Annotated in this window: 23 protein-coding genes; 10 read left to right on the top strand and 13 right to left on the bottom strand. The window is 61.7% G+C overall.

From position 1 onward, the window contains the following. Nucleotides 1–6: 6 nt before the first annotated feature. The 5 genes from R2N16_RS14075 to R2N16_RS14055 all read right to left on the bottom strand — a co-directional run bounded on the left by R2N16_RS14075 (nucleotide 7) and on the right by R2N16_RS14055 (nucleotide 4,122). A complete protein-coding gene (locus R2N16_RS14075; RefSeq protein ID WP_316666368.1) occupies nucleotides 7–690 on the bottom strand; it encodes an amino acid ABC transporter permease in 684 nt (227 codons plus the stop codon). 2 nt (nucleotides 691–692) lie between these two features. Further along, nucleotides 693–1,388 carry an amino acid ABC transporter permease gene (locus R2N16_RS14070; protein WP_045206031.1) on the bottom strand — a complete coding sequence of 232 codons (696 nt, stop codon included), beginning with the start codon at nucleotides 1,386–1,388 and terminating at the stop codon, nucleotides 693–695. Nucleotides 1,389–1,436: 48 nt separating this feature from the next. Then, nucleotides 1,437–2,282: an ABC transporter substrate-binding protein gene (locus R2N16_RS14065; RefSeq protein WP_316666367.1), complete on the bottom strand. Its 846-nt coding sequence runs from the start codon at nucleotides 2,280–2,282 to the stop codon at nucleotides 1,437–1,439. A 379-nt stretch (nucleotides 2,283–2,661) separates the two neighbouring features. Next, nucleotides 2,662–3,240: a hypothetical protein gene (locus R2N16_RS14060; RefSeq protein ID WP_316666366.1), complete on the bottom strand. Its 579-nt coding sequence runs from the start codon at nucleotides 3,238–3,240 to the stop codon at nucleotides 2,662–2,664. Nucleotides 3,241–3,330: 90 nt separating this feature from the next. Further along, the gene (locus R2N16_RS14055; protein WP_316666365.1) at nucleotides 3,331–4,122 is read right to left on the bottom strand and encodes an IclR family transcriptional regulator; all 792 of its coding nucleotides are present in this window, start codon (nucleotides 4,120–4,122) and stop codon (nucleotides 3,331–3,333) included. Nucleotides 4,123–4,443: 321 nt separating this feature from the next. Here R2N16_RS14055 and R2N16_RS14050 point away from each other — a divergent pair, with 321 nt between their 5' ends. Genes R2N16_RS14050 through pcaC form a run of 6 tightly spaced genes read left to right on the top strand, consistent with a single transcriptional unit; the run spans nucleotide 4,444 to nucleotide 9,618 of the window. Beyond that, on the top strand, nucleotides 4,444–5,139 hold the full coding sequence (locus R2N16_RS14050; protein ID WP_419177587.1) for a 3-oxoacid CoA-transferase subunit A: 696 nt from the start codon (nucleotides 4,444–4,446) through the stop codon (nucleotides 5,137–5,139). Further along, on the top strand, nucleotides 5,136–5,798 hold the full coding sequence (locus tag R2N16_RS14045; protein ID WP_316666364.1) for a CoA transferase subunit B: 663 nt from the start codon (nucleotides 5,136–5,138) through the stop codon (nucleotides 5,796–5,798). Before R2N16_RS14050 ends, R2N16_RS14045 begins: the two co-directional genes overlap by 4 nt. 22 nt (nucleotides 5,799–5,820) lie before the next feature. Next, nucleotides 5,821–7,023, top strand: a complete 1,203-nt coding sequence (pcaF, locus tag R2N16_RS14040) for a 3-oxoadipyl-CoA thiolase (RefSeq protein ID WP_316666363.1) — start codon at nucleotides 5,821–5,823, stop codon at nucleotides 7,021–7,023. 7 nt (nucleotides 7,024–7,030) lie between these two features. After that, nucleotides 7,031–8,392, top strand: a complete 1,362-nt coding sequence (locus R2N16_RS14035; RefSeq protein ID WP_316666362.1) for a 3-carboxy-cis,cis-muconate cycloisomerase — start codon at nucleotides 7,031–7,033, stop codon at nucleotides 8,390–8,392. Between the two features lie 22 nt (nucleotides 8,393–8,414). Continuing rightward, nucleotides 8,415–9,227, top strand: a complete 813-nt coding sequence (pcaD, locus tag R2N16_RS14030) for a 3-oxoadipate enol-lactonase (RefSeq protein ID WP_316666361.1) — start codon at nucleotides 8,415–8,417, stop codon at nucleotides 9,225–9,227. Further along, a complete protein-coding gene (pcaC, locus tag R2N16_RS14025) occupies nucleotides 9,220–9,618 on the top strand; it encodes a 4-carboxymuconolactone decarboxylase (RefSeq protein WP_316666360.1) in 399 nt (132 codons plus the stop codon). Before pcaD ends, pcaC begins: the two co-directional genes overlap by 8 nt. A gap of 125 nt (nucleotides 9,619–9,743) precedes the next feature. Here pcaC and R2N16_RS14020 read toward each other — a convergent pair whose 3' ends face one another. From R2N16_RS14020 to R2N16_RS13995, 6 genes are all read right to left on the bottom strand, one after another. Beyond that, a complete protein-coding gene (locus R2N16_RS14020; RefSeq protein WP_316666359.1) occupies nucleotides 9,744–10,409 on the bottom strand; it encodes a response regulator transcription factor in 666 nt (221 codons plus the stop codon). A 476-nt stretch (nucleotides 10,410–10,885) separates the two neighbouring features. Continuing rightward, on the bottom strand, nucleotides 10,886–11,743 hold the full coding sequence (locus R2N16_RS14015; protein WP_316666358.1) for a fimbrial protein: 858 nt from the start codon (nucleotides 11,741–11,743) through the stop codon (nucleotides 10,886–10,888). 371 nt (nucleotides 11,744–12,114) lie between these two features. Continuing rightward, nucleotides 12,115–14,832: a fimbria/pilus outer membrane usher protein gene (locus R2N16_RS14010; RefSeq protein ID WP_316666357.1), complete on the bottom strand. Its 2,718-nt coding sequence runs from the start codon at nucleotides 14,830–14,832 to the stop codon at nucleotides 12,115–12,117. A gap of 590 nt (nucleotides 14,833–15,422) precedes the next feature. Further along, nucleotides 15,423–16,166 (bottom strand): fimbrial biogenesis chaperone, encoded by a 744-nt coding sequence (locus R2N16_RS14005; protein ID WP_316666356.1) that lies wholly within the window; start codon nucleotides 16,164–16,166, stop codon nucleotides 15,423–15,425. A gap of 51 nt (nucleotides 16,167–16,217) precedes the next feature. Further along, nucleotides 16,218–16,709, bottom strand: coding sequence for a fimbrial protein (locus R2N16_RS14000; RefSeq protein WP_316666355.1), 492 nt, complete (start codon nucleotides 16,707–16,709; stop codon nucleotides 16,218–16,220). Between the two features lie 874 nt (nucleotides 16,710–17,583). Then, a complete protein-coding gene (locus R2N16_RS13995) occupies nucleotides 17,584–18,561 on the bottom strand; it encodes a LysR family transcriptional regulator (protein WP_316666354.1) in 978 nt (325 codons plus the stop codon). A 121-nt stretch (nucleotides 18,562–18,682) separates the two neighbouring features. Between R2N16_RS13995 and pobA the strand changes: the two genes are divergently transcribed. Beyond that, nucleotides 18,683–19,909 carry a 4-hydroxybenzoate 3-monooxygenase gene (gene pobA / locus R2N16_RS13990; RefSeq protein ID WP_316666353.1) on the top strand — a complete coding sequence of 409 codons (1,227 nt, stop codon included), beginning with the start codon at nucleotides 18,683–18,685 and terminating at the stop codon, nucleotides 19,907–19,909. Here pobA and R2N16_RS13985 read toward each other — a convergent pair. Continuing rightward, the gene (locus R2N16_RS13985; protein ID WP_316666352.1) at nucleotides 19,887–20,996 is read right to left on the bottom strand and encodes a glycoside hydrolase family 191 protein; all 1,110 of its coding nucleotides are present in this window, start codon (nucleotides 20,994–20,996) and stop codon (nucleotides 19,887–19,889) included. The two genes, pobA and R2N16_RS13985, sit on opposite strands and share 23 nt — an antisense overlap. Before the next feature lie 307 nt (nucleotides 20,997–21,303). Here R2N16_RS13985 and R2N16_RS13980 point away from each other — a divergent pair, with 307 nt between their 5' ends. From R2N16_RS13980 to R2N16_RS13970, 3 genes are all read left to right on the top strand, one after another. Beyond that, complete coding sequence (locus R2N16_RS13980; protein ID WP_316666351.1) at nucleotides 21,304–21,597, top strand: hypothetical protein; 294 nt, start codon at nucleotides 21,304–21,306, stop codon at nucleotides 21,595–21,597. A 347-nt stretch (nucleotides 21,598–21,944) separates the two neighbouring features. After that, the gene (infA, locus tag R2N16_RS13975; protein WP_004631109.1) at nucleotides 21,945–22,163 is read left to right on the top strand and encodes a translation initiation factor IF-1; all 219 of its coding nucleotides are present in this window, start codon (nucleotides 21,945–21,947) and stop codon (nucleotides 22,161–22,163) included. A gap of 473 nt (nucleotides 22,164–22,636) precedes the next feature. Beyond that, a complete protein-coding gene (locus R2N16_RS13970; RefSeq protein ID WP_316666350.1) occupies nucleotides 22,637–23,632 on the top strand; it encodes a hypothetical protein in 996 nt (331 codons plus the stop codon). Nucleotides 23,633–23,765: 133 nt separating this feature from the next. On the opposite strand, the gene galU is transcribed toward R2N16_RS13970, so the two are convergent. Beyond that, nucleotides 23,766–24,638, bottom strand: coding sequence for a UTP--glucose-1-phosphate uridylyltransferase GalU (galU, locus tag R2N16_RS13965; protein WP_316666349.1), 873 nt, complete (start codon nucleotides 24,636–24,638; stop codon nucleotides 23,766–23,768). Between the last annotated feature and the right edge of the window lie 9 nt (nucleotides 24,639–24,647).

Here is a 24,647-nt window from a genome sequence, read left to right as displayed (position 1 = left end):
CAGACCCTAATGAGCACGCGCTGCGAGGCGGCGCTCCAGATAGAACGCCACGCGCGTCAGGCTGAAGCACATGATGAAGTAGCTGATGCCGAGCAGGCCGTACACCTCGGCGGACTTGACCATCACGGCGGTGCTGATCTGCCCCGCCACGAATGACACCTCGGGCAGGCTGATGATGTAGCCCAGCGAGGTTTCCTTGATGGTCGATACAAGCTGATTGACCAGCGACGGCAGCATGTTGCGCAGTGCCTGCGGCAGGATCACCCGGCGCATCGCCTGCATGTATGACAGGCCGAGCGAGCGGGCGCTTTCCATCTGTCCGCGCGGCAACGCCTGGATGCCCGCGCGCACGATCTCCGCCAGATATGCACCGTCGAAAATCACCAGTGCAGTCAACATGGTGCTGAACTGATCCGTGCGCTGGCCGGTGACGGAGGGCAGCAGGAAATACGCCCAGAAGATCACCATCAGCAGCGGTGTGCCACGCACGATATAGACGAGCGCCGTGGCAGGCCAGCGCAGCGCGGCAATCGGGCTCACGCGGCACAGGCCCAGGATGATGCCCGCCGGCAGCGCGAGCAGGAGGCCGGCGGACGCCAGCAGGAACGTCAGCGCCAGACCACCCAGCGGCCCATTCGGGTACTGGCCGATCAGGTAGTAGATGCCGTAGGTTTGGATGAGATCGAGCATGGCTACAGCGTCCGGACAGGGTAGCGATGCTGATACCAGGCCGAGAACACCGTGATCGCAATCGAGATGGTCAGATAGGCGGCGGTGGCAAACGCAAACGCCTCAAAGCCGCGGAAGGTGGCGCTCTCCACCTGCTGCGCCTGGTACATCAGTTCGGCCACGCCAATCACCATGGCGATGCTCGAGTTCTTCCACAGGTTCAACGTTTGGCTGACCAGCGGCGGAACCGTCACACGCAACGATTGCGGCAGCACCACCAGCCGCATCGCCTGCAAGAACGAGAGCCCGAGCGCGCGGCTGGCCTCAAGCTGTTCCTTCGGGATTGAGCGGATGCCGCTGCGGATATCCTCCGCCATGTACGCGGCCGTGTAGAGCACGAGCGCAATGACAGCACTCGCGGCCTCGTAGTTCATGCTGTAGAGCCAGTCCCGGATGAATTCCGGCAGGATCTGCGGCGCGCCGAAATACCAGAACAGCATATGGGCGAGCAGCGGCACGTTGCGGATGGCTTCGACGAAGGTCTGGCCGATGCCGCGCAGCGGTGCGGCCGGCGCCAGGCGCAGCAGCGCCACCACGATGGCAAGCGGCAGCGCCAGGACGAAGGCCAGCACAGAGAGCTTGATCGACAGAAAGAAACCGCTGACGAGCCACTGGTGATACTGCCCCGAGAGCAGCATCGACAAATCAAAATGGGGCATGGAGATTCACCGCCCGGAACGGCGTCCGGGCGGCCCGACCTTTAGCGATTAATCGATCTTGTCGGTAGAAATCTTGAAGGTGCGCTGCGGGAAGGCCATCTTCGTGTTCGGGCCGAACCACTTGTCGAACAGCTTCTGCGCTTCGCCGCTCTTTTCCATGCCAAGCAGCACGTCGTCGACCTGCTTCTTGAAGGCCGGCTCGCCCTTGCGGATGCCCAGCGCGAGGTGTTCGGTCGACAGGTTTTGCGGCAGCAGCGCATAGTCCTTCGCAGCCGGACCCATCTTGGCCATGTTGCCGATCAGCGTGGTTTCGTCGTTCACGTAGGCGACGCCTTTGCCCTGCTGCAGGGCCAGCAGCGCCTGCGGGCTGTTGTCGAACGAGACAACATCGGCGTTCTTGATGGTCTTGGCAATGTTGGCTTCCATGGTCGAACCCTTGACCGTCAGGAGCTTCTTGCCATCAAGCTGGGAGAGCGACGTGATGCCGCTGCTCTTCTTCACCATGGCCTTCTGGCCGGTGATGAAGGTCGACACCGAGAAGTCGATCTGCGCTTCGCGCTCCTTGTTGTGCGTGAGCGAGGCGGCAAGCAGATCCACGCGGCCTTGCTGCAGCTCGGGCAGTCGCGCGGCCACGGCTAGTTGCTTGAGCACGGGCTTGACGCCCAGGCTCTTCGCGACGGCGTCGCACATGTCGACGTCATAGCCGACGATCTCGCGGCTCATCGGGTCTTTCAGGAAGCTGAACGGCTCGTCGGTGCCGAGCACGCCGCAGACAAGCTCGCCTTTCTTCTTGATGTCGGAAACTTGATCGGCGTGGGCGGTGGTGGCGACCAGGGTTGCGGCGGCCAGGATGGCGGCACCCGCAAATTGCGTCAGACGTCGGTGTGTTTTCATCGGATTTCCTCCTTGACGACTTGGGTGGTGGACAGCGTGCGAATCGGGATCGCCCGCGAGCATACCGGCGTATGCGCGGTTTGGATGCGCGGACTTCGGATAACCATATGACGGCGAGCGCAACGCCTGCCCCAGGCCCGCGCGGGACGCCCAACTATAGTCCATGCCGAAGCGGCACAGATGACGGATGGCAAGCAGGGCGGGGGTGCAGTGCACAGGCGGGATGTTGGGGTTGCCGGGGTGCGCGCGTGCAGCCCGGTAAGGCTGGCGCGGCAAGGCAGGGCCCGGCAGGCGTTGGGTGAACTGAGACTTTGTCTGCCATTAATGACATGGCAGCCGACTGCGCTCCATCAGGGGATTCCCGGGGCAGAGCGCGGGCTTATAGCGTGCCGCAGATCGATTCGTTGATGGGCACGTCGCCCACGGTCTCATGGTCGTTGCCGCGGTAGCGATAGACCAGGCTCAAGCCCAGGCGCGTGAGGATGCGCACGTCGCCGTTGTTGCAGATGTTCTTCTGCAGGATCGGCACGAAATTCAGCCGAAAGCCCTGCGATGCGGCTGAGTGTGCCGCGTAGTTGGTCAGCGTGATGACGAAGACGAGGTTCTTCTTCTGCGCCAGCGAGCATTGCGCCAGCGCGGTCTCGCGGTCGAGCGGGACGGGGGTGAAGCGGTTGATTTCGGCGCAGGCCTGGGCGAGGGCACGGTCTGCATTGCGGGCGGGGCCCGTGAGGGCCGGCACACCGGCAGCGGCCGTGCTGCGACCCGTGGCGGCGCCCACCAGCATGCGAGCCAGGGGCGTCAATTCCTGCATGGCCGTCGCCAGCGACGTCGATTGTGCCCACACGGGGCTGGACAGCAACGGCAGGGCAAGCGCCAGGATGCACGAAGCACGCGCCCGGCGTTGGCGGCCTTTCACATCCAGACCGGTGTGAATGGCGGTGTGTTGAGTCACAGACATCCTCTTTGCCCACGGAGCCACAATTTTATTGAAAAAACTGTCGGGATGCGAGGCGCGCAGCGCACTGGGCGCTGCCGCTTTTAACTCAGGTCAGGTCCGTACCCGCACCATGGCAGAAATGCGCTCGGCCGCCTGCTGCAGCGGACCGAGAAACTGTTTTGTCATCTGTTTGCCAGAAGTTCGGTTGGCCTGTCCGCTGATGTTCATGGCGGCGATGATATCGCCCGCGCGGTTGCGGATCGGCGCCGACAGCGAAATCAGCCCTTCCTCAAGCTCCTGGTCGACCAGCGCCCAACCCTGTTGGCGTACGCCGGCAATGACCTCCTTCAGTGCGTCGACTTCTGTAATGGTGCGCTGCGTGCGTGCGCGCCGGTCCGACTCGCGCAGTGCGATGTCGAGCTGATCCTCGGGCAACCCCGACAGCAGTACGCGGCCCATCGACGTACAGAAGGCCGGCAGGCGGCTGCCGACCGACAGGTTCAGCGCGATGATCTTCTGCGTGGGCACGCGCAGAACGTAGACGATTTCCGTGCCATCCAACACCGAGGCAGAGCAACTTTCATGCACCGTCTGCACGAGTTCTTCCATCACCGGCTCGGCGAGGTTCCAGAACGGCATTGAGGTGAGGTAGGCGAACCCGAGATCGAGAATCTTGGGCGTGAGGCGAAAGAGGCGGCCTTCAAAGCTGACATAGCCCAGGCTGACCAGCGTGAGCAGGATGCGGCGGGCACCGGCGCGGGTCAGGCCCGTGGCCTCGGCGACTTCAGAGAGCGTTTGCTCGGGGCGTTCGGCATTGAACGCGCGGATGACCGACAACCCCCGCGCAAAAGACTGGACGTAGGAATCGCTGGGTTTTTCGGCGGGCAGTTCGGCAGCAGACATGCAAAGACAGGCGAAAGCAATGGAGTGACCTCAAGACTACTGACATTGCCCCGGTTTCGCTACTCGAACGGCTGATCGATATGCGTACGTCCTTGACACCCCTGCTGCGGGAGGCGTAGATTAGTTCTTGGATCGAACGTGAGTTCGTATATCGAACAAATGAGGGAAAAGCAAGCGTGGGCCGGACAGCAAAGGCCTGTGTCGATCCGATCGTCAAACAGGAGACTCGCAGGCCGCTCGGTTGCGGCTCGGCCATGTCCGGCCCCCGCGATGCTCCGCCCCGCGCCAGCCATCGAGAATGTGCGGCGCCCTTGCCGGAGAATGCACGTGATCAACAAGCTTTGTCCGTCTGTGGAGGCCGCTCTGGCCGATATCCCGGACGGTGCCACCATCATGATCGGCGGGTTCGGTACCGCCGGCATGCCCTCGGAACTCATCGACGGGCTGATCGCGCATGGCGCGCGTGAGCTGACCATCATCAACAACAACGCCGGCAATGGCGAGACGGGCCTGGCCGCGCTGCTCAAGGCGCGCCGCGTACGCAAGATCGTCTGCTCGTTCCCGCGCCAGGCCGATTCGTATGTGTTCGATGCGCTCTACCGTGCCGGCGAGATCGAACTGGAACTGGTGCCGCAAGGCAACCTGGCCGAGCGCATCCGCGCCGCAGGTGCCGGCATTGGCGGCTTTTTCTGCCCGACTGCATATGGCACGCAATTGGCCGAAGGCAAGGAAACGCGCATCATCGACGGCAAGCCGTACGTGTTCGAGCTGCCGCTGACTGCCGACTACGCCCTCATCAAAGCCCTGCGCGCAGATCGCTGGGGCAACCTCGTGTATCGCAAGACCGCGCGCAACTTCGGGCCGGTGATGGCGATGGCAGCCAAGTGCACCATCGCGCAAGTCAGCGAGACGGTGGAGCTTGGCGAGCTGGACCCCGAGCACATCGTCACGCCGGGCATTTTTGTGAAGCGCGTCGTGCAACTCGGCAACGCTGCGCAAGCCAAGGAGGCCGCATGAGCGCCGAAGCCACCACCAAGATTCAACGCTGGACCCGCGATCAGATCGCTACGCGTGTGGCGCGTGATATTCCCGATGGCTCGGTCGTCAACCTGGGCATTGGGTTGCCGACGCTGGTGGCCAACCAGTTGCCGGCCGATCGCGAAATCATTCTGCACACCGAGAACGGCCTGCTCGGCATGGGCCCCGCGCCCGCACCCGGACAAGAAGACGAAGACCTCATCAACGCCGGCAAGCAGCCAGTCACCATCAAGCCCGGTGCATCGTTCTTCCATCACGCCGATTCGTTTGCCATGATGCGAGGTGGCCATCTCGACTATTGCGTGCTCGGCGCCTTCCAGGTGTCGGCCACGGGCGACCTGGCCAACTGGCACACCGGAGCGCCGGATGCGATCCCCGCCGTGGGCGGTGCGATGGATCTGGCCATCGGTGCCAAGCGCGTCTTTGTCATGATGGAGCACCAGACCAAGCAGGGCGAAAGCAAGATCGTGCCGGCGTGCACGTACCCGCTGACGGGCATCGGCTGTGTCGATACCATCTACACCGACCTTGCCGTGATCGACATCACCCCCGAGGGGCTGGTGGTGCGCGAGATGGCCGACGGCCTCGATTTCGATACGCTGCAGACGATGACGGCGGCGCCGTTGCGTCGTGTTTAGAACTATTGGAGACAGAACAATCATGACGGAAGCCTTTATCTGCGACGCCATCCGGACCCCCATCGGCCGTTACGGCGGCAGCCTGTCCGCCGTGCGCGCGGATGATTTGGGCGCGGTGCCGCTCAAGGCGCTGATGGCGCGCAACCCGCAGGTCGACTGGTCGGCCATCGATGACGTGATCTTCGGCTGCGCCAACCAGGCGGGCGAAGATAACCGCAACGTGGCGCGCATGTCATCGTTGCTGGCCGGGCTGCCTGACAGCGTGCCGGGTTCGACCATCAACCGCCTGTGCGGCTCGGGCATGGACGCCACCGGCACCGCCGCGCGCGCCATCCGCTCGGGTGAAACCGCGCTGATGATCGCGGGCGGCGTCGAGAGCATGAGCCGCGCGCCGTTCGTGATGGGCAAGGCCGCCAGCGCCTTCTCGCGCGATGCTGCCATCTACGACACCACCATCGGCTGGCGCTTCGTCAACCCGTTGATGAAGGCGCAATACGGCGTCGACTCGATGCCCGAAACCGCCGAGAACGTCGCCACAGACTACAAGGTCAACCGCGAAGACCAGGACCGCTTCGCACTGCGCAGCCAGGCCAGCGCCGCGCGTGCGCAGGAAGACGGCACGCTCGCGCAGGAAATCACGCCCGTGACGATTCCGCAGAAGAAGGGCGATGCCATCGTCGTGGACCGCGACGAGCATCCGCGCGCGACCAGCATGGAGGCACTCGCCAAGCTCAAGGGCGTGGTGCGTCCGGACGGCACCGTTACCGCCGGCAATGCTTCGGGCGTGAACGATGGCGCCTGCGCGCTGCTCCTCGCCAATGAAGATTCCGCCAAGCGCTTTGGCCTGACCCCGCGTGCGCGCATTGTCGGGATGGCGACTGCCGGCGTGCCGCCGCGCGTGATGGGCATTGGCCCGGCGCCGGCGTCGCAAAAGCTGCTCAAGCAACTGGGCTTGACGATCGATCAGATGGACGTGATCGAGCTGAACGAAGCGTTTGCCGCGCAGGGTTTGGCAGTGACGCGTCAGCTGGGCCTGCGTGATGACGACCCGCGCGTCAACCCGAACGGTGGCGCCATCGCACTGGGTCACCCGCTCGGCATGAGCGGCGCGCGCCTGGTGACGACGGCGATGTATCAGTTGCAACGCACCGGCGGACGCTATGCGCTGTGCACGATGTGCATCGGCGTAGGCCAGGGCATTGCGCTGGTGATCGAACGCGTTTGATACGGCCATGACCAGCGGACTGCTCGATCGCGCATTCTCCACGCCGGCCATGCTGGCGGTGTGGTCCGATGCGGCCACGGTGCGCGCGATGCTCGATGTGGAGGCCGCCCTTGCGCAGGCCGAGGGTGCGGTTGGCGTGATTCCGGCAGAAGCCGTCGCGCCGATTCGCGCGGTGTGCGCCAAGGTGACGCTGGACTTGGACGCGCTGGGCAACGCCGCTGCCAGCGCGGGCAATTTGGCGATTCCACTGGTTAAGCAACTGACTGCCGCCGTCGCGCAGCACGATGAAAACGCCGCGCGCTACGTGCATTGGGGCGCGACCAGCCAGGACATCATCGACACCGGTTTGATGCTGCAGTGGCGGCAATCGGCTGCGTTGATCGAAGCGGATCTGCAGAAACTGGCCGACGCGCTGGCTGCACTGGCGCAGCGTCATCGCAATACCCCGATGGTGGCGCGCACGTGGTTGCAGCAGGCCTTGCCGACAACGTTCGGCCGCAAGGTTGCGGGCTGGCTGGAAGCGACGCATCGCGCGCAGGATCGCTTTGCCGCGCTGCGCGCGCATGTGCCTGCGCTGCAGTTTGGCGGCGCGGCGGGCACGCTTGCCAGCCTGGGCGAACACGCACGCGCCGTCGCTCAAACGCTGGCGCACGAGCTTGATCTGCCGCTGCCGACGCTCTCGTGGCACGGCGAGCAAGATCGAATCGCCGACATCGGCACGACGCTCGCGTTGCTGGCCGGCACGCTGGGCCACTTCGCGCGGGATCTCTCGCTGATGATGCAGACAGAAGTGGGCGAAGTTGCTGAGCCTTCCGGCGCGGGCAAGGGCGGTTCTTCCACCATGCCGCACAAGCGCAACCCGGTGGGTTGCGCGACGGTGCTGGCTGCGGCCACGCGCATGCCCGGTTTGGCGAGCACGCTGCTGTCTGCGCTGCCCCAGGAGCACGAACGCGCCCTCGGTGGTTGGCAGGCGCAGTGGGCGACGTTGCGTGAGATGGCCTGCCTAGCGGCCGGCGCGCTCGATCGCATGCGCGAAATTGTTGAAGGCTTGCAGGTCGATGCGGCTCGCATGCGCGAGAATCTCAACTTCACGCGCGGCCTGATCCTCGGCGAAGCCGTGATGCTGGCGCTGGGCGCAGACCTTGGTCGCCTGCATGCGCACCATGTGGTCGAAGCTGCCAGCCGCAAAGCCGTGCAAGAGAACAAGACGCTGCATGACGTGCTGGCGCAAGACGCCGATGTCCTGCGCATCTGGGGCGCCGCCGCGCCGCAACGGCTGAGCACGCTGCTCGAGCTCACCCATTACCTTGGCGATGCGGGCGCCGCTGTCGACCGCGTGCTTGCGGAACACGCCCGCCGCCACCCCTGAACACGCATTCCACGGAGACACCATGCCCTGGCTTGAACACGACAACGTCCGCCTGTATCACGAATTCGATGATGGGCCCGCCACGGGTAAGCCGGTGCTGGTGCTGTCGAACTCGTTGGGCACCAACCTGGGCATGTGGGAGCCGCAGCTCGAAGCGCTGCGCCAGCACTTCCGCCTGTTGCGCTATGACCAGCGTGGCCACGGCCAGTCCAGCGTGCCAGATGCGCCGTTTGGCGTCGCACAGCTCGGCGGTGATGTGCTCGCGCTGCTGGACTACTACAACATCGAGGTTGCGCTGTTCTGCGGCCTGTCGATGGGCGGCCTGACTGGCCTGTGGCTGGCCGCGTACCACGGCGAGCGTTTCCCGCGCATGGTCGTCAGCAATACCGCCGCGCTGATCGGCACGCAGCAGAGCTGGAATACGCGCATCGCGCAGGTCGAGCAAGGCGGTATGGCCAGCATTACGGAAACGGTGCTCGAGCGCTGGTTCACGCAGGGCTACCGCGATGCCAACACAAGCCGCGTCGACATCGTCAAGGCCATGTTGCTGTCCACGCCCGACGCCGGCTACAACGGCAACTGCGGCGCGATTCGCGATGCGGATTTGCGCGCGCAACTGCCGAACATCCGTGTGCCGATGCTGGTGATTGGCGGCTCGCACGACATCTCCACACCGGCGGCGCAGACGAAGCTCATCGCGGATGGGGTGCCGGGCGCGCAGTACGTAGAGCTTTCCGCTGGCCATCTTGCGAATTGGGAACAGGCCGACGCCTACACCGATGCACTGGTGAGCTTCCTGACGACGGGCATTGCGCGTGAGGCGGCTTATGGATGACCGCGAACGCTACGCTGCCGGCATGCAGGTGCGGCGCGCTGTGCTGGGTGACGCCCACGTCGACCGCGCCAACGCCGCGCAAACCGAGCTGACTGCCCCATTCCAGGATCTCATCACGCGCTATGCCTGGGGCGAGATCTGGACGCGCCCCGGCTTGCCGCGTCACACGCGCAGCCTGTTGACGATCGCCATGATGGTCGCGCTAGGCCGCGATGGCGAGTTGCGCCTGCACCTGCGCGCGGCGGCCAACAACGGCGTGACGCGCGACGAGATTCAAGAGACGCTGCTGCAAACCGCGATCTATTGCGGCGTGCCCGCGGCTAACCATGCCTTCCATCTGGCGCAGACGGTGTTTGCCGAGATGGACGCGGAGGGCGCAGCCAGTAAGTGATGGGGTTCGTAAGGGGAGGGGGGAGGGCAGTCCAGTCCAATCAGCCTGGGATTGGATTGCCTATGGCGCGCATGACGATTGGGGCAGTGCTGCCATCTGCGGGAACCTGCACATGTCGGCGTGGCTCAGTGGCTCGCCGGAAGCTCGCCGCTTTCAAGCGGTTCAAGCGAATCCGCATATTTAATCAGGTCGGCATCGCGGGTGATGCCAAGCTTGCGCATCGCGGCCAGTTTTTGCGCGCTGATGGTCTTCTTGCTTCGATGCAGTTTCTCGGCGATTTCGGTCACCTTGTAGCCTTCGCGGAAGAGCCGAACGATCTCTGTTTCTCGTTTCGACAGCGCGCTGCCTGGGCCGCTATCCGCCTGCGCGAGGAGCGACGCGATCGTTGGCGACAGATAGCTGCCATTCGCGTAAGCCGCGTGCACGGCGGTGACGATGTGCGAAATCGAGTCGGCTTTGCTCGCGATACAGTGCACGCCGAGCTGCTGTAGCGCGCGAAAGACGGGGGGAGAGCTGAGCATGGTGACCGTGACGATCCGCAATTGCGGATAGCGCCGCATCAGGAATGCGATCAGCGCTTGACCGTCGCCGTATTGCCCTGCGGCCGGCATCACATAGTCGAGCGTAAGCACGTCGCACGGTGTCGTGTCCAGCCGGTCGATCAGGGCGTCGGCGTCCGACACGACCGCTACGACATTGATCGTCGGCATGCGGCTCAAACCCTGCGCTACGCCGTGCCCCGTGACGGGATGGTCGTCTGCGACGATTACTCGAACCGAAAATTCATCCATCGCATCTCCGCCCCTCGAAGCATGGGCCCAACAGGCGCCTTCTCGTGTTTGATGCGTACGGATTATATCTCCACGGATTCGTCCATCCGGAAGTTGCGGCCATTTCAGGCTCGGCGCCGATCCCACCATTCCGCCACTGTTTCGCAACACATCGCGTCCGCGATTCGTGTTGGGACGGAGCGCTTGGCGCCACGGATGGCCCGATGGCAGTAGTGTCAATCTGGCGACGCCGCAGTTGGATCACAGTCGAGGAAGGCTGTCCGGTCGCATGGCCCGCGCCGGCCTGGTGGCGCGCATGTTGTCGGCCTCGCGTCATAGTCGGTCTGCCGCCGGAACCGGACGCTCTCGACGGGCACGCCCTGCCTGGTCAGTTGCAAACGCCCTTGCAAGTCGCCTGCTCCAGTTTCAATGCCGTATCCGTGCCACCTTTGCTTTTAACCTTTCAGGTAAAAATATCTCCGCGCTTTTTTTAGGCGCTACTGATACGTCATTGTAAATAGCAAGAAAGTATTAGCCGGTCCCGGGGTCACAACACTGCCAGTCTGATAATACGCGGCTAGCATCGGGATGGAAAAATTGCCACCGGTCCAATTATAGCCACTGAATGCAATGGGCTGACGAAGCGGAAGCCGCGTGCCTGAGCTGGTCATCAACTGTAGTCCGACGCCGGTGGCACCGGCCGATGCCAAGGCCACCACGGAATTGGAGGAATCCAAAATCGAAGTCACGGGGTCGATCTGATACGAAACGGTTTTGATTCCGCTTGGGCAGTTGAGCAGCGATATGATAAAGGGTTTTAATGTTGCCTTAGTGCCGATGCCAGCAAAGACATTGGTCCGAACCGTACCCATATCTACATTGACGTTCGGCGTCAGACACGTTTGCGGAATGATCTGCGTGCTGCTGGCCTGGTAATAGTTAGGTGACCATGTTCCACCTAGTTGGTTTCCCATATGTTGCGGATACAGACTCAGTGCTGTCTCGGACGTAACATTTCCACCGGCCGGAATGGAATTGTTTATCTTGACGTAGGCAAAGGCTATCTGGCCGCCATTCGGTTGAATCCTTCCATTGCATGAGACTTTTGTGATGATGTTGGGATACACAGGCTTATTGGGTGTCCATGCGGACCAGCCGCAGGTATTGCTATAGATGCGTCCGGCTACGGCCAATCCGATGCCCTGTATGTTTGTTGTAAAAACTTGGGCGTCTGCCGCTCCCCCTCCAGGGCCGACTATTCTTATGCCTGCGTCTGTTCCGGAGCCAACGTACATCACACCGGCCCCCGCGGAGTTAATGTCCGTCGTATTGCATTTAAAGGCATCGGAGTCCACGGGGCCCAATATCCACCCGGTCAAGTTTGCACCGGACAAGGCGTCACGAGGTACTGAAAGCGTAGCTGGCATACTCACCATCCTAAAGGCGCCGCCACCGCTACATGTCGCTGCCGCTTGTGCGGTTAGGCTCGCGAAAGCCAGAGCTATCCCAATTGCGGCATGGAATCCACTTGCCCAGTTGGGTCGCTCTTTATGAATTTTATTAGGATGCGAATCACGAGATATTTGAAAAGTCATTTTCAATTGAATTTATATTTCTTTAAAATAGAAGCTAAGTGCCCGGGGCGAGCGTATTCGCAAACCGCTCACTTCTGATGTTTGCATCAAGGCGGACGATGCGCTTTGCCAACCCGAACGGCATCAGGTGCTCATCTTCTGTTCTTGGTCCCCGATTTGATGGCCGCCGCTGCAATTGTTGGCAGCTCGCATCTGACCCTCAGGCGAGCAGGCAGTCCGTTCGCAAGTGGGGCGGCCGGAAGCGCGTAGCCAAAGCTGCAGCGCTGGTGGGTTCGCTCGCCCCATTTGGCCGTGAGCGTGCCGGTGTCGGCAGCCACGCGGGCGTAAATCTGCCCGCCCTGACCGACCGCACCAACGCTTTTGCCGCTGGGGTCAGTCACTTCAGCACCAAACGGCAGCGGCTTGCCATCAGGTAAGGTTGCATGCGCCAGCAGGGCACGCCCTCTGACAGTTTGATAGTGCAGCATCACTACAGCGCCGAGGTGCGGCGCCACCTGCTGCGAGGTTTCCTTAATTTCGACGTCCGCCGACGAACCCTTCGGATCGATTTCGACGGTGTTTAGGCTATATGGCGTCAGGTATGGGACGATTGCATAGCCTTGCCTGTCAACGCGCAAACCTGGCGCATTGGTCAGCGAGGCGCCCTTGGCATCTGGCGCTTCAACTACGGCGATCGTGTCGCCCAGCGACTGGCCCAGCGTGATGCCGCCGGGGTGCGCCACGATCGAGCCTGTCGCGCCGACCGACATTTGTCGGAAATTCGAGCCTGCGCTGGCGCCGGCATGCAGTTGAGTGAACGGCGCGCGATACTGAAGGTTCACACCGCCGCTAGCGGCGCTGCCGGTGTTGGCGCTCTTGTTGGCATCAACGTGGACGTTGTAGCTGAGCTGATTGAGATCGCCGGCCGTGCCGTTAAAGCTGGTTTGCGCTTGTGTGTTGCCCCGCGTATCGTGCGTCATGTTGGTCGATACGGTGGCGACGCTACGGCTGACGCGGCCGAGCGGTATCGTCACACCGACATAGAACTGCGAATACTGTCGCCCGTCATTGCCGTTGCGCATGCGTGACACGCTAAGGTTGTACGAGATGCTGCGCCAACTGTTGGTGTAGCCGATCTGAAACTGGACGTCTCTGCTGGGGCGATTCCAGTAGTTCTGCGCGGAAGCGCTCACATACAGGTTGCCGCGCTGCTCGCCAAGCGGCTGGTTGGCCGACAGCAGGAACCGGCTGCGTGATTGCCAAACCGCGCTCGTGTCCTCGCCGGCGCGTGCGTAGCTGCGCAGGCGCGCGGAGTCCTGCAAGCTCAGGTATCCGCTGGTCGAATAGCGATAGGCGGCCACCGTCAGGTTGGTGCTGGTCCGTTCGAGCAGCTTGCTATAACCGACACGATAGCTTTGCCCCCGCATCGAAGACGCACCTGGTACGGAAGTCTGCGCTGCAGTGGCATCGGCCGAAATCGCGCCCACCTTCGTGTTGATTGCGACACCAGCCTGCGTTGCACCATAGCCTTGGGCGCCAATCAGCCCCCCGTACAGTGTTATCTGATCGGTGATGCCGCGCTGCATGATGCCCTGCGCAAAATACGGGGCCCTGCCACGCAGGCTCGAGTCACGCAACTGACCGACCGTGAAGGCGTAACGCGCTACTCCTGGGCGCAGTAACTGAGAAACGGATGCGTACGGCACACTGAATGTGCTCCGGCTGCCATTGGCTTCCAGGACGGTCACATCCAGGTTGCCGCCATATCCGGTGGCGTACAGGTCGTCGAGGACAAAAGGCCCGGGCGCAACAGTTGTCTGATAAATGATGTTGCCGTTCTGGCGCACCGTTACCTTTGCGTTGGTCTGCGCCACACCGCGCACGGTGGGCGCATAGCCGCGCTGAGATTCGGGCAGCATGCGGTCATCGGTAGTGATCTGTGCGCCACGGAAACCCACGCTGTCGAACAACTCGCCGCTGGTAAAGCTTTCGCCGAGCGTGATACGCGATCGCATGCTTTTAAGGTCGCGCTGGACGTAGGTGGCTACGTTTTGCCACTGCATGCGGCTATCGCTGCTGCCGGAGGTCTGCCAGCTCAGTGACGAGTTGGAGCGCAACTGCCAGCCGGCCAGGTTGACGCCGGCATTCAAGCCCAGGAAGCCTTGGGTCTGCGCGGTACCGTACGAGTCGGTGCTATACAGGTTCGCGTTGTAATCGACAAAGCCTGCGTTCACACCACGATCCCAGAATTTGGGATCGACGTACCCGCGCGGGTTTCGGCGCATGGCAGCTTGCGGTACGTTAACGATCAGGCGAAGATCCGCTGCATCGAAGCTGGCGGTGGCATTTGGCAAGAGTTCTTCCAAACGTTCGCATGCGTTGGCGGCGGCTAGTCGGTTGAGTGCCTCCGGAGAGAGACCTGCCAGGTTGACCCCATAACGTTCCAACATCGCCCGCGTAAAGCACGGTTGAGCCGGCTCGCCGGCATGGGCACGCAGCGTGATGTCCTCGCTGGATGTCCAGTTTTCGTTGACGTAGATGTCGGCGCGGTAGACGCCGGGCAGCGTCTGGCCGCTACGCTCGAAACGGGAGAGATCGACGGCGTTGTCGCGTCGACCTCTCAGGAACGTCGGATTGAAGATCACTTCGCCGTCTGACGGAAAGTCCGACTCGTGGGTGGCGCCGTCAAGGTGAGCCGATGCTTTGCCATCCTCGGAATCCGTCGGGCGGCTCGCTATCGATAGCTCCTTCGCACTCGACGTGGCCGCAAAGCCGCCCATCAGTAGCACCGCGACAAACGCGCTTACAGGGCGGACAGGTACCCCATGTGCGGAAGTCGGATGATGACGGACGGTACGGGTTGCGGGCATGAAAGCTCTCTTTTCTAAAGATTTGTCGAGATGATTCGTGTTAGATGGAATCTATTCGCGCGCTCATCGCCGGTGGCGATGCAAATCAAACTCTGGATAAAAAAATTATTAAAAACAAATCAATGAATTTTGATAGGTGTGAATAAAGTTTTGCGTCATCGGTTATGTTTCACAGCGATCGGGGTGTGCGGCAGAAGGCCTGTGAGCCTGCTACACAAGAGCGGAAGACTCTGGAGTTATGCCGGGTTCCGCACGAACGCCAAATAAGCTTGCAGCCGTACGCGATCATTCGAGAAAAGTCTCTACCCGATGGTTTGTCAGAAGTGCCTAGCGCAACCGACGCCGGATGCCGGCCTTCGATCGTTCGCCCAGCCTGGGTCGGCCGGTCACCTGTCAGGGGTGCGCGATTTTCGGGCGGGATTCCTGCTTCCCGGTTATTTCAAAAGGAGGGCTGGCGTTGGTAGAAGCGATGCCGTCAGCTACCAAAGTTGCCGATCGAATATCGTCTTGATATGGTCTCCTCCTCGGCGAGGTGGCTGACGGCGTACGATGTGGCGCTGCGGGCTTCGCCCATATCTTGTTCGAGCCCTTTAAGGTGTGATCTGCTTCTGATGTACGACACTGGCACCGTAGTCGTTGATTGACGTGTAACGCAGTTCCAGCGGGCCCGCGGGCAATGTTGTGAGGCTCTTCAGGACGAACCGCCACGTGCCGTTAGGCGCAACCATTCCAACGCCGGCTTCCTCGGATTGTCCGGCGTGCGGCAAATGGACGTCGGTGAGCGACACGTTGTAAGCGCTGTTGTTTTGGCACTCGAGCGCATACGCGCCGGAGCTTTCACGTACTAGCTTCCATGTGAGTTGCTCTGCGGCGCTGTCTGGGTCACCGGGCAGACCGCTGGGCCGGAAGAAGACCTTGATGCGCGTGCGGAACGCCACTTGCAACTGATTGCGCTCATCGCCAGGGCGTGCACTGGGCGGGATATCCAGAATATTCAAATAGAACACGGATTCGCGTTCAGTCGGCAAGGGCTCTTTCAGATAAACCAGCCGAAGCGTCTGGCCCTTGCGCGCTTCGACGCGTGCAAGCGGTGGCGTCAGCATAAACGGCGCGACACTCTCCTCGGGCGACTCGTTGGCATTGCCGCTGTCGATCCAAGCTTGCACGAGTGCGGGACCATCTCCTTCGTTGGTGAGTTTGACGCTCACTTCACGCTGCTCGGCGGGATAGATGACTCGAGTCCCGGAAATGACGACATTGGCGTGAACGCTGGCTGCAAACAATGCACCCGTTAGAGAGAGGGCCGCGAGACACGAGCGAGCTAATAAAGTCATGGTCTGAAATCCTTCTGCAAATGGCCGCGCAAGAGCGCGGCCATTTGAGGCTTAGTTGTAGTTCATCGAGAAGGTGACTAGCGACGTGACTTGACCAGCGTTCGCGGGCGCATTGGCGGCCAAATACTGCGCGTAATATTGCATCGTCGCAGTACCCGCCGTGATCGCTACCGTTTGTGAATTCGCGTTGGTGGTGATGTTGATCGGCTGGTATTTGTCGTTCAGCAACTGAATCTGTGCGTTCGATCCACCGGCGGTCTGGTTGATCAGCGCACCGGTGCTCGAATCGACGGTCGAGCCGATCTCGAAGCGCGTTTGCGCAGACGCTCCCGAGCAGGCCGTCAGATTCAGCTGGAACGGCGTAACACCTGCAGTCGCGCCTGCTGCGGGCAGTGAGCTGACCGACAGGGTCGGCAGCGCGACGTTGACATTGGTGCGTGTGCCGTTTTCGTTGCCATTGATCTTGCAGGTGGACCCGACCAATTGGCCGGTGAAGCTGATGGTGCCGTCAGTGGCCGAGGCTTGAGCCGAGGTGAGCGCCATACCGAGAGCAGCGGCGATGGAGAGCGAGAATTTTGCCAGTTTCATTTTGATTTGTCTTTGTAAATAAATTTAACGCGTTCAAGCGCGACATTTTTATCGTGCTTGGTGCCGTAGAGTTGGCCATTCGGGTAAATGTATTATCTGATTTTGGGGTTCTTGGTTGCCCTCCAATAAAATGCTGATTCATATTGCTCGGTAGCCGTCGATCGTTGAGGCCTTCATAGAAAGAAGTTCGTAGAGCGGGGCCCACGCTCAGGGTGAAAAATCTCGACCTTTCAGGGTGGAGCGTGCGAGCAAGAAGTGCGCATATAGAGTGAGTGCCTAACCTGGGGCTATCTCCATAGGGTGAGCGACAATCACCTATGGATTTTCAATAGTGGTGAGCTGACGATGTTATAAATAACTTGAAAGTTGAGATATAGGACGAGCGCCTATCCTGAGACTTTCTCTATAGGACGAGTGCCAAACTTATGGCTGTTTCGATGGGACGAACGCCTGACCTATGGCTTCTTGCGGTGGTGCTGATCTGGCATGGAATGTCGCTGTCGCACTAGGCCGGGCGCCGACTGATCGGCCGGCTCATGATGGCGGGCTGCTAGGCGCCTTGAATGGCGTGGGTCAATGCAACAGTTCTAAGGGCTTCTGGAAGTGCTTCCAGGGGGCGTGGTGGATGGGTGGTAGTGGAACCGGAAGTGCGTCTGGCCATGCGCAGAGCCGTTTGATCGACCGGTTCAGAGCGTGCCCAGTGCAATGTGGCTGGGTAAAGTGGGTAAAGGTTCCGAGGTGACGGCGTACGACTTCACCTCCACGAGCGACTGCAAAAGGCGTCGAATGTTCGTGTTGTGAACACGTTGCCCGGACCGTACGTTTCGGTTTACCTGGTGTGTTTGCGCTTGGCAGGCCGATGATCGGGTTCGCGCCATTCGTCCGCTTCGTCGTTGAACAGTGACGACACCAGCGCGCGGAACCACTGGCTGCGCGCGTCATTGTGGAACTTGCGGTGCCAGTGCTGCTTGAGGTCGAAGCTGGGCAGTTCCAGCGGTGGCTCCATCACGCAGATGTTGGCGTGCGATTGCATGAACGACAGCCCCACCGCGTGCGGCACCGTCGCAATCAGGTCGGTGCGCGCAAGGATGAACGGGATGCTCATGAAATGCGGCGTCAGCAGAGCGGGCGTGCGGCGGATGCGCTTGCGTTCCAGAAAGCGCTCATACAGCTCCTGGCTGCGCCCCTCTGCACGCACCACGGCGTGGCCGTATTCCAGAAACTGCGCCATCGACAGCTTCGTGTTGCCGTCACGCGTGACGGGATGATCGGCGCGCACGATGCATGTGAAGTAGTGCGTAAACAGCCGCTGCTGGAAGAAGTTGTTCTTCTTCAGATCGGGAAAGTAACCGACCGCCAAGTCGAGCGAGCCGGTCTCCAGTGCGCGCTCGATCTGCGCCGGCGGCAGCGATACGGATTGCACCGACGCCCTCGGCGCCTGCCGGGCCATCGCCTCGACAATGCGCGGCAAGAAGACCATCTCGCCCACGTCCGACAGCGAGATCGAGAAGGTGTGCGTGGTCGTGGCCGGATCAAACGCGCCGGTTTCCAGAATGCCCTGCTGCACACGCGCCAGCACATCGCGTGCAGCAGGAATGAGCGCCAGCGCCCGCGGCGTCGGCTCCATGCCGCGCGAGGTGCGCACGAACAGCGGGTCGTCAAACGCAGCACGCAGCTTGCCCAGGGCAGTGCTCACGCCCGGCTGGCTCATGCCGAGTTGTTGCGCGGCCATGCTCACGCTGCGTGCGTCGTGCAGCGCCAGCAGGATCGGCAACAGGTTCAGATCAAAGTCGGGCAGGGTGGACATGGCGAACGCACTATCTGAATCAGCGATAAAGTTTATCGCCAATATTGCATTGTGCGATATCAAGGTGCACGCCAACAATGGTTGCCAGAACGATTCCACATCCATCTGGAGACAAACCATCATGCGCACCCAGGTCGCCATCATTGGCGCGGGCCCGGCGGGCCTTTTGCTCGGGCAACTTCTGCACCGCAACGGCATCGACGCCGTCATCCTCGAAACAAAAAGCCGCGCGTACGTTGAGGAGCGCATCCGCGCCGGCGTGCTGGAGCAAGGCACGGTCGACGTGCTCAACGAAGCGGGCGTGGGGGAGCGCATGCGCCGCGAAGGGCTTGTGCACCACGGCATCGACTTGCTGTTTGGCGGTAAGCGTCATCGCATCGACCTGACGGCGATGTCGGGCGGCCGCTCGATCACCGTGTATGGGCAGCACGAAGTGGTGAAGGATCTGATTGCGGCGCGCGTGGAGCAAGGCGCACCACTGTTGTTCGATGTGAATGATGTATCGGTGCACGACATCGAGTCGGCTACGCCTTCGGTGCAGTTCGTCCACGACGGCGTGCCGCAGACATTGCAATGCGATTACATCGCCGGATGCGACGGCTTTCACGGCATTTGCCGGCAGGCGATTCCGGCACGGCGGCAAGCGGTGTTCGAACGGGTGTACCCGTTTGCCTGGCTTGGCATCCTGGCGCAAGCCGAGCCGGCGGCGGAAGAGCTGATCTACGCGAGCCATGACCGTGGCTTTGCGCTGTTCAGCATGCGCTCACCCAAGATCACGCGGCTTTACCTGCAATGCAAGCCGGATGAGAACCTCGCCGAATGGTCCGATGCGCGCATCTGGGATGAACTCCACACGCGCCTCGAAAACAACGACGGCTGGCGCCTGAAGGAAGGCCCCATCCTGCAGAAGAGCGTCACGCCGATGCGCAGCTTTGTCTGCGAGACGATGCAGTACGGGCGCCTCTTCCTGGCGGGTGACGCCGCGCACATCGTGCCGCCCACTGGCGCTAAAGGCATGAACCTGGCCGTGGCAGACGTGCGCGTGCTGGCGCAGGCGCTCACCGCACGCTACAAGGAGAACGACACCGTCCAGCTCGCAAGCTACTCTGATCGCTGCCTGCAACGCGTCTGGCGCGCCGAGCATTTCTCGTGGTGGATGACGTCGATGCTGCATCGCTTTGACGACCATACGCCATTCATGCAACGGTTGCAGCGCGCCGAGCTGGACTACGTCACCAGCTCCCAGGCCGGCGCCCGCGTGCTGGCGGAAAACTACGTCGGCCTGCCGTTTGCCGATGCGCCGGGCGGTGCATCGTTGAGCGTGGTCAGTAGTTCCAAGGCGGCGTAGTCGTCGGCTTGGACAGTGCGATGCGGGAGACCAGAGGGTGAAAGCCTTGCCCGCGTGAAGCCGTGTAGACCTTCTGCGCGTTGGCGGTCTTCAACGCGTAGTCGATCGTGAAGACGGGCACGTTGCCGGTGCAGTATTTCTGCAGCTGGTCGATCGTCCATTGCGTGTCATCGGCGCTCGCGGCCCTGTCGCCGCCGGAGGCGCTACCCCACGCGGCGCCGGCAGTGCCGCCGAACCACGTGTCTTCCTGCGAGATGCCATCAATCGTTGCCAGCAGCGTTGATCCACCGCCATCGTCGATCAACGAGGGCGCGTTTTGCTGGATCACCGCGAACTGCGGGTTGATCGCGCGGCCCGCCGCCCGGAGCTTGGCGATGAAATCCACCATGGCCTGCGCCGGATCGACGCCAGCGGCCTGAGCCGCCTCTGCTACGGAAGGCTCGGCGTACGCTTCGACCCAATCCAGATAGACGCCATCGAACCCTTCACGCGCCAGTTGCGCGACGGCGCCGTTCGGCCCAAGCCAGAGCGCTTGCCAGCGCGGGTCCCAGAACGCGACGGGGTAGTCGCCGGCCCAGCCATCCGGGTCGGCCTTGATGATGAAATCGGGCGTGCCGGGGCCGTCGGCGGTGGGCGCCTTCCAGCTGGACGTCCAATAGGTGCGGAAGTCTTCGGCCTCGCCAATATCGATGTAGGCGATCACCTTTCGCGCGGAGCCGTCGGGTTTGGTGTGCAAGCGTGCCACCATGTCGACGGTGTTGAAGTTCTCCTGCCCCTTGATGGTGTTGTTGGCCTCGATTACCAGCATGTCGTACGGCTGCGTGTCTAGCGCATCGATTTGCGCGCTGGTCGTCATTCCCTGCAACTGATACATCCACGTCTGCACGCCTGCCAGCGGGGAGGTGCCGTTGACTCCGCAAGCGGGTGTGGTGGTTGGGGCAGCTGCGGCCACGGTTTTTGACCCGGCGTTCGCCGCATTGGAAGCAGTGCTGGTCTGCGGGCTCAATGACGAACCACCATCACCGCCACCGCAGGCAGACAGCATCAGCCCGGCACCCGCCAGGGTAATCGAGGAGATCAGGCGCATTTTCTTTCTTGAGGGAGTTTGGAGTTGGAGTCTTGTGCAGCACGTGCGCGTCCGGTTGAATGCCATGGCAAGCACTAATCCAAGCTAGCACAATCGGATCGAGCCGCACCCCGCTGGGGAGGGGCACGTCGTGAAACTTCTTTAGACCAGCATTCGTGATCGCTTCGAAGGCTTTGCCAGGGCCCCGATCGGCCCGCGCATGTTGCGCTGTGCCTGAAGTCAGACGTCGCCGTCGCTTTCATCGCCATGCAAAACGCACGGGTGTATAGTCGGACAGCACTCGACGTTCAAGAAGGGGGCATTTCAGATGGACACTTCGCCGGCGGGCCAATACAAAGGCTTCGACATTTATCCGTTGGCTTTCCAACATGAACGCACGGCACGCTGGCCCGAAGCCAGGGAAGACCGCAGCTACAACGCAGCCGTGATGATCTGTCGGGCGGGGGAGTCGCCCGAGCCCGGGCAGACCCAGGTCTTTCGCCTCTCGGGGGACAGGCAATTCAGCAATGTGGGGGCTGCGCGCATTGCAGCACTACGCTTTGCGGAGAGCATCATCGATGGCGACGTGCCTGAACTGTCGCTTCCCGTCGACGGCACCTGAAACCGCGGAATTCGCCCGTGGTAGAATAGCGGGTGAATCCGGCACGCCGCCGGGCCAAACATGGCCGGTGGCGGCTGAGTCCAGCACCGGGGAATACCCCGCGCCGAGTCGGGCGGCACGCATCTGCGACCGCCACCCACCCTCGCTCTCGCTTGCACGGAACTGCGCACGCCATTGGCGGGCGCGATCTGTGTTCCGTGCAACTCGGTACCCCCCAAGCCCGCTGTCCGGGCAGATGATCGCGGCGTACCGCTGCATGCCCCTCGAGGCGTGTGGCGTGGCTCGGGTGGGTCATCACATCATTGCAACCATCGGCGCAGCCGCGTGCTGCATACAAAGGAACGAGTTTGGCCAAGGAAGAACTGATTGAATTTGAAGGGGTGGTGTCTGAAGCACTGCCCGATAATCGTTTTCGCGTGCAACTGGAAAACGGCGTGGAAATCTGGGCTTACGCATCGGGCAAGATGCAGAAGCACCGCATCCGCATTCTCGCGGGCGACCGCGTGAAGCTGGAAATGTCGCCGTACGACCTCACCAAGGGTCGCATCAACTACCGGCACAAGTAAAAAACGGCTGTGCCCCCAAGACGTCCACCCCGTGGGCGTTTCAAAGAAACCGCGTGTCTGCCCGACCCGCGGTTTTTTTATTATTGCTGCGTAAGCAGCGTTAAATTTCGTTGATCTTACGGCAACATCCGGTATCATCCGCCCTGGCTGCCAACGGGGGGAACGTAGTTGGCAGTCAACTGAAGTGCAGGGCTTGTCACATTTGTCAAGCCGCGTGCTGCCCTCGGGTGAGCCCGCGCCAGCTGTACCAGTCCACTCAATAAGCGCACGGCCGCTGATCGATCCATCGACTCAGCAGGACCTCTAATCGCGCATCCATTCGCCGACCGGGGCGTCATCTGACGCTCGCACCCGTTCGGTGTTCAGTGTGTCAACGGAGTCACACCACATCGGGATACCGGACAGGTAGGACGGCGCTTGTCCATCGAAGTACTGGGCGTAACGTTTTGCGTCCGAGGGAATAGAAAACCACAATGTTGGAAACCAAAAAAGCAGCACAGAGGGCGGCGCGCATGAGCCTGCGCGCTTTGGTGGGTCTGACAGCGGCGGCAACGCTGACAGGCCTGGGAATACAAACCGCCGCGGCGCAGGCCACGCGTCCGAAGGCACCCATGTATGGCGTCACGCTTGATGACGTCAGCAGCATCAACGCGATCGTGGCCTCGCTCACACACCTGCCGTACAAGCCGACCGTGCGCGTGGTCTTTGACCCGGGTACATCGGCTGCCGACTACTACGCACCGCTGGTCAAGCTTCATCAAGTCGCCTATGTGATGGGTGAAGTGATGGATTCGTACTATTTCCCGGTCGACGCGACGACCTACAGCGCACGCACCAACGAGTTGGTGAGCACGCTGAAGAATGTCGTGGACGTATGGGAAATCGCCAATGAGATCAACGGCGAATGGCTGCGTGCTAACCCGAGCGGACCGACCACGACGGCAACGTCGCAGGAACAGGCGATCGGTCAGATGGTCGGCAACGCCTACGACATCGTGAAGGGTGCGGGTGGCCTGGTGTCGGTGACGATGTACTACAACGACGATGGCAAGGGCACCAACTGCTACGAGCTGCCGATGGACTCGTGGCGTACCTGGGCGACCAACTTCCTGCCCTCCCGTGTGCGCCAGGGTGCGGACTACGCACTGTTCAGCTACTACCCGTACCAGGACTGCCCAGGTTTGAATCCGTCGTGGGCAAACGATTTCAAGTTGCTCGAAAGCATCTTCCCGGTCGCGAAGGTGGGTTTTGGTGAGATCGGTACGTCCAGTACGTCGGCGCCGCTGTCGGTGCAGCAGAACCTGATCAAGTCGTACTACCCGATGGGGACCACCACGATGGCAGCGGATCCGCGCTTCATTGGTGGTTACTTCTGGTGGAACTACGCTGAGCAGATGCTGCCGTACAGCACCAGTTCGTATTGGAGCCTGCTGAACAACACCATCAAGCCGCTGGCCGCACCGCAATAAGAAGAGGCTGCAGCCTCTCCTCGCAAAAAGGGTGGGACGCCGCGCCGGACGGACGGGACACGATCCGGCAACAAAAAACCCGCGTCAGCTCGCGCTGCGCGGGTTTTTTCTATGGCGACGTGCGCGTGGGGGCTCAGCCGCGTGCAGCGAGATAGGCGCGGAAATCGTCAGCGACTTCCTTGTGCTTGAGCGCCAGTTCCACCGTTGCCTTCAGGTAGCCCAGCTTGCTGCCGCAGTCGTAGCGCACGCCCTTGTAGCGATAGGCCAGCACCTGTTCGGCCGACAGCAGCGACTGGATGGCGTCCGTCAGTTGCAGTTCGCCGCCGGCGCCCGGCTTGAGGTTGCGGATGTGATCGAAAATGCGCGGCGTGAGGATGTAACGGCCGACCACGCCGAGGTTGGACGGCGCATTTTCCGGTGCCGGCTTCTCGACAATCCCCGACATCTTGATGACGCTGCCGTCTTCTTCCCACGGGCGGCCATCGACCACGCCGTACGAACGGCTCTGTTCGGGGTCGATCTCTTCCACGCCGATCACCGAGCAGTTGTAGTGTTCGTACAGGTCGACCATCTGTTTCATGACGGGCGGCGTGCCGTCCAGCAGGTCGTCCGCCAGAATGACGGCGAAAGGCGCATCGCCGACGAGCTTCTCGGCGCATTGCACTGCGTGGCCCAGGCCCAGCGCTTCAGGCTGGCGCACGTAGAAGCAATCCACATGCGATGGCTTGATCGAGCGCACAACCTCAAGCAGCGCGGTCTTTTGCTTGGCTTCGAGTTCGGCTTCCAGCTCGTAGGCCTTGTCAAAGTGGTCTTCAATCGCGCGCTTGCTGCGGCCGGTCACGAAGATCATCTCGGTGATGCCGGCGGCCATGGCTTCTTCCACGGCGTACTGGATCAGCGGCTTGTCCACCACCGGCAGCATTTCCTTCGGACTGGCCTTGGTGGCCGGCAAAAAGCGGGTTCCGAGCCCCGCGACGGGGAAAACGGCTTTGGTGACGCGTTGCATCGTGGTTTC

Origin of the sequence: Ralstonia psammae (genome assembly GCF_958405935.1) — a bacterium.
GTDB classification, from domain to species: Bacteria; Pseudomonadota; Gammaproteobacteria; order Burkholderiales; family Burkholderiaceae; genus Ralstonia; species Ralstonia psammae.
Note: the sequence above shows the minus strand (reverse complement) of the source record. Positions and strands in the feature narration are given on the sequence as shown.

Excerpts from the sequence above, each read along its gene's own strand:
- R2N16_RS14075 (WP_316666368.1), bottom strand. The coding sequence starts at position 690 with ATGCTCGATCTCATCCAAACCTACGGCATCTACTACCTGATCGGCCAG.
- R2N16_RS14070 (WP_045206031.1), bottom strand. The coding sequence starts at position 1,388 with ATGCCCCATTTTGATTTGTCGATGCTGCTCTCGGGGCAGTATCACCAG.
- R2N16_RS14065 (WP_316666367.1), bottom strand. The coding sequence starts at position 2,282 with ATGAAAACACACCGACGTCTGACGCAATTTGCGGGTGCCGCCATCCTG.
- R2N16_RS14060 (WP_316666366.1), bottom strand. The coding sequence starts at position 3,240 with ATGTCTGTGACTCAACACACCGCCATTCACACCGGTCTGGATGTGAAA.
- R2N16_RS14055 (WP_316666365.1), bottom strand. The coding sequence starts at position 4,122 with ATGTCTGCTGCCGAACTGCCCGCCGAAAAACCCAGCGATTCCTACGTC.
- R2N16_RS14050 (WP_419177587.1), top strand. The coding sequence starts at position 4,444 with ATGCACGTGATCAACAAGCTTTGTCCGTCTGTGGAGGCCGCTCTGGCC.
- R2N16_RS14045 (WP_316666364.1), top strand. The coding sequence starts at position 5,136 with ATGAGCGCCGAAGCCACCACCAAGATTCAACGCTGGACCCGCGATCAG.
- pcaF (WP_316666363.1), top strand. The coding sequence starts at position 5,821 with ATGACGGAAGCCTTTATCTGCGACGCCATCCGGACCCCCATCGGCCGT.
- R2N16_RS14035 (WP_316666362.1), top strand. The coding sequence starts at position 7,031 with ATGACCAGCGGACTGCTCGATCGCGCATTCTCCACGCCGGCCATGCTG.
- pcaD (WP_316666361.1), top strand. The coding sequence starts at position 8,415 with ATGCCCTGGCTTGAACACGACAACGTCCGCCTGTATCACGAATTCGAT.
- pcaC (WP_316666360.1), top strand. The coding sequence starts at position 9,220 with ATGGATGACCGCGAACGCTACGCTGCCGGCATGCAGGTGCGGCGCGCT.
- R2N16_RS14020 (WP_316666359.1), bottom strand. The coding sequence starts at position 10,409 with ATGGATGAATTTTCGGTTCGAGTAATCGTCGCAGACGACCATCCCGTC.
- R2N16_RS14010 (WP_316666357.1), bottom strand. The coding sequence starts at position 14,832 with ATGCCCGCAACCCGTACCGTCCGTCATCATCCGACTTCCGCACATGGG.
- R2N16_RS14005 (WP_316666356.1), bottom strand. The coding sequence starts at position 16,166 with ATGACTTTATTAGCTCGCTCGTGTCTCGCGGCCCTCTCTCTAACGGGT.
- R2N16_RS14000 (WP_316666355.1), bottom strand. The coding sequence starts at position 16,709 with ATGGCGCTCACCTCGGCTCAAGCCTCGGCCACTGACGGCACCATCAGC.
- R2N16_RS13995 (WP_316666354.1), bottom strand. The coding sequence starts at position 18,561 with ATGTCCACCCTGCCCGACTTTGATCTGAACCTGTTGCCGATCCTGCTG.
- pobA (WP_316666353.1), top strand. The coding sequence starts at position 18,683 with ATGCGCACCCAGGTCGCCATCATTGGCGCGGGCCCGGCGGGCCTTTTG.
- R2N16_RS13985 (WP_316666352.1), bottom strand. The coding sequence starts at position 20,996 with ATGCGCCTGATCTCCTCGATTACCCTGGCGGGTGCCGGGCTGATGCTG.
- R2N16_RS13980 (WP_316666351.1), top strand. The coding sequence starts at position 21,304 with ATGGACACTTCGCCGGCGGGCCAATACAAAGGCTTCGACATTTATCCG.
- R2N16_RS13970 (WP_316666350.1), top strand. The coding sequence starts at position 22,637 with ATGTTGGAAACCAAAAAAGCAGCACAGAGGGCGGCGCGCATGAGCCTG.
- galU (WP_316666349.1), bottom strand. The coding sequence starts at position 24,638 with ATGCAACGCGTCACCAAAGCCGTTTTCCCCGTCGCGGGGCTCGGAACC.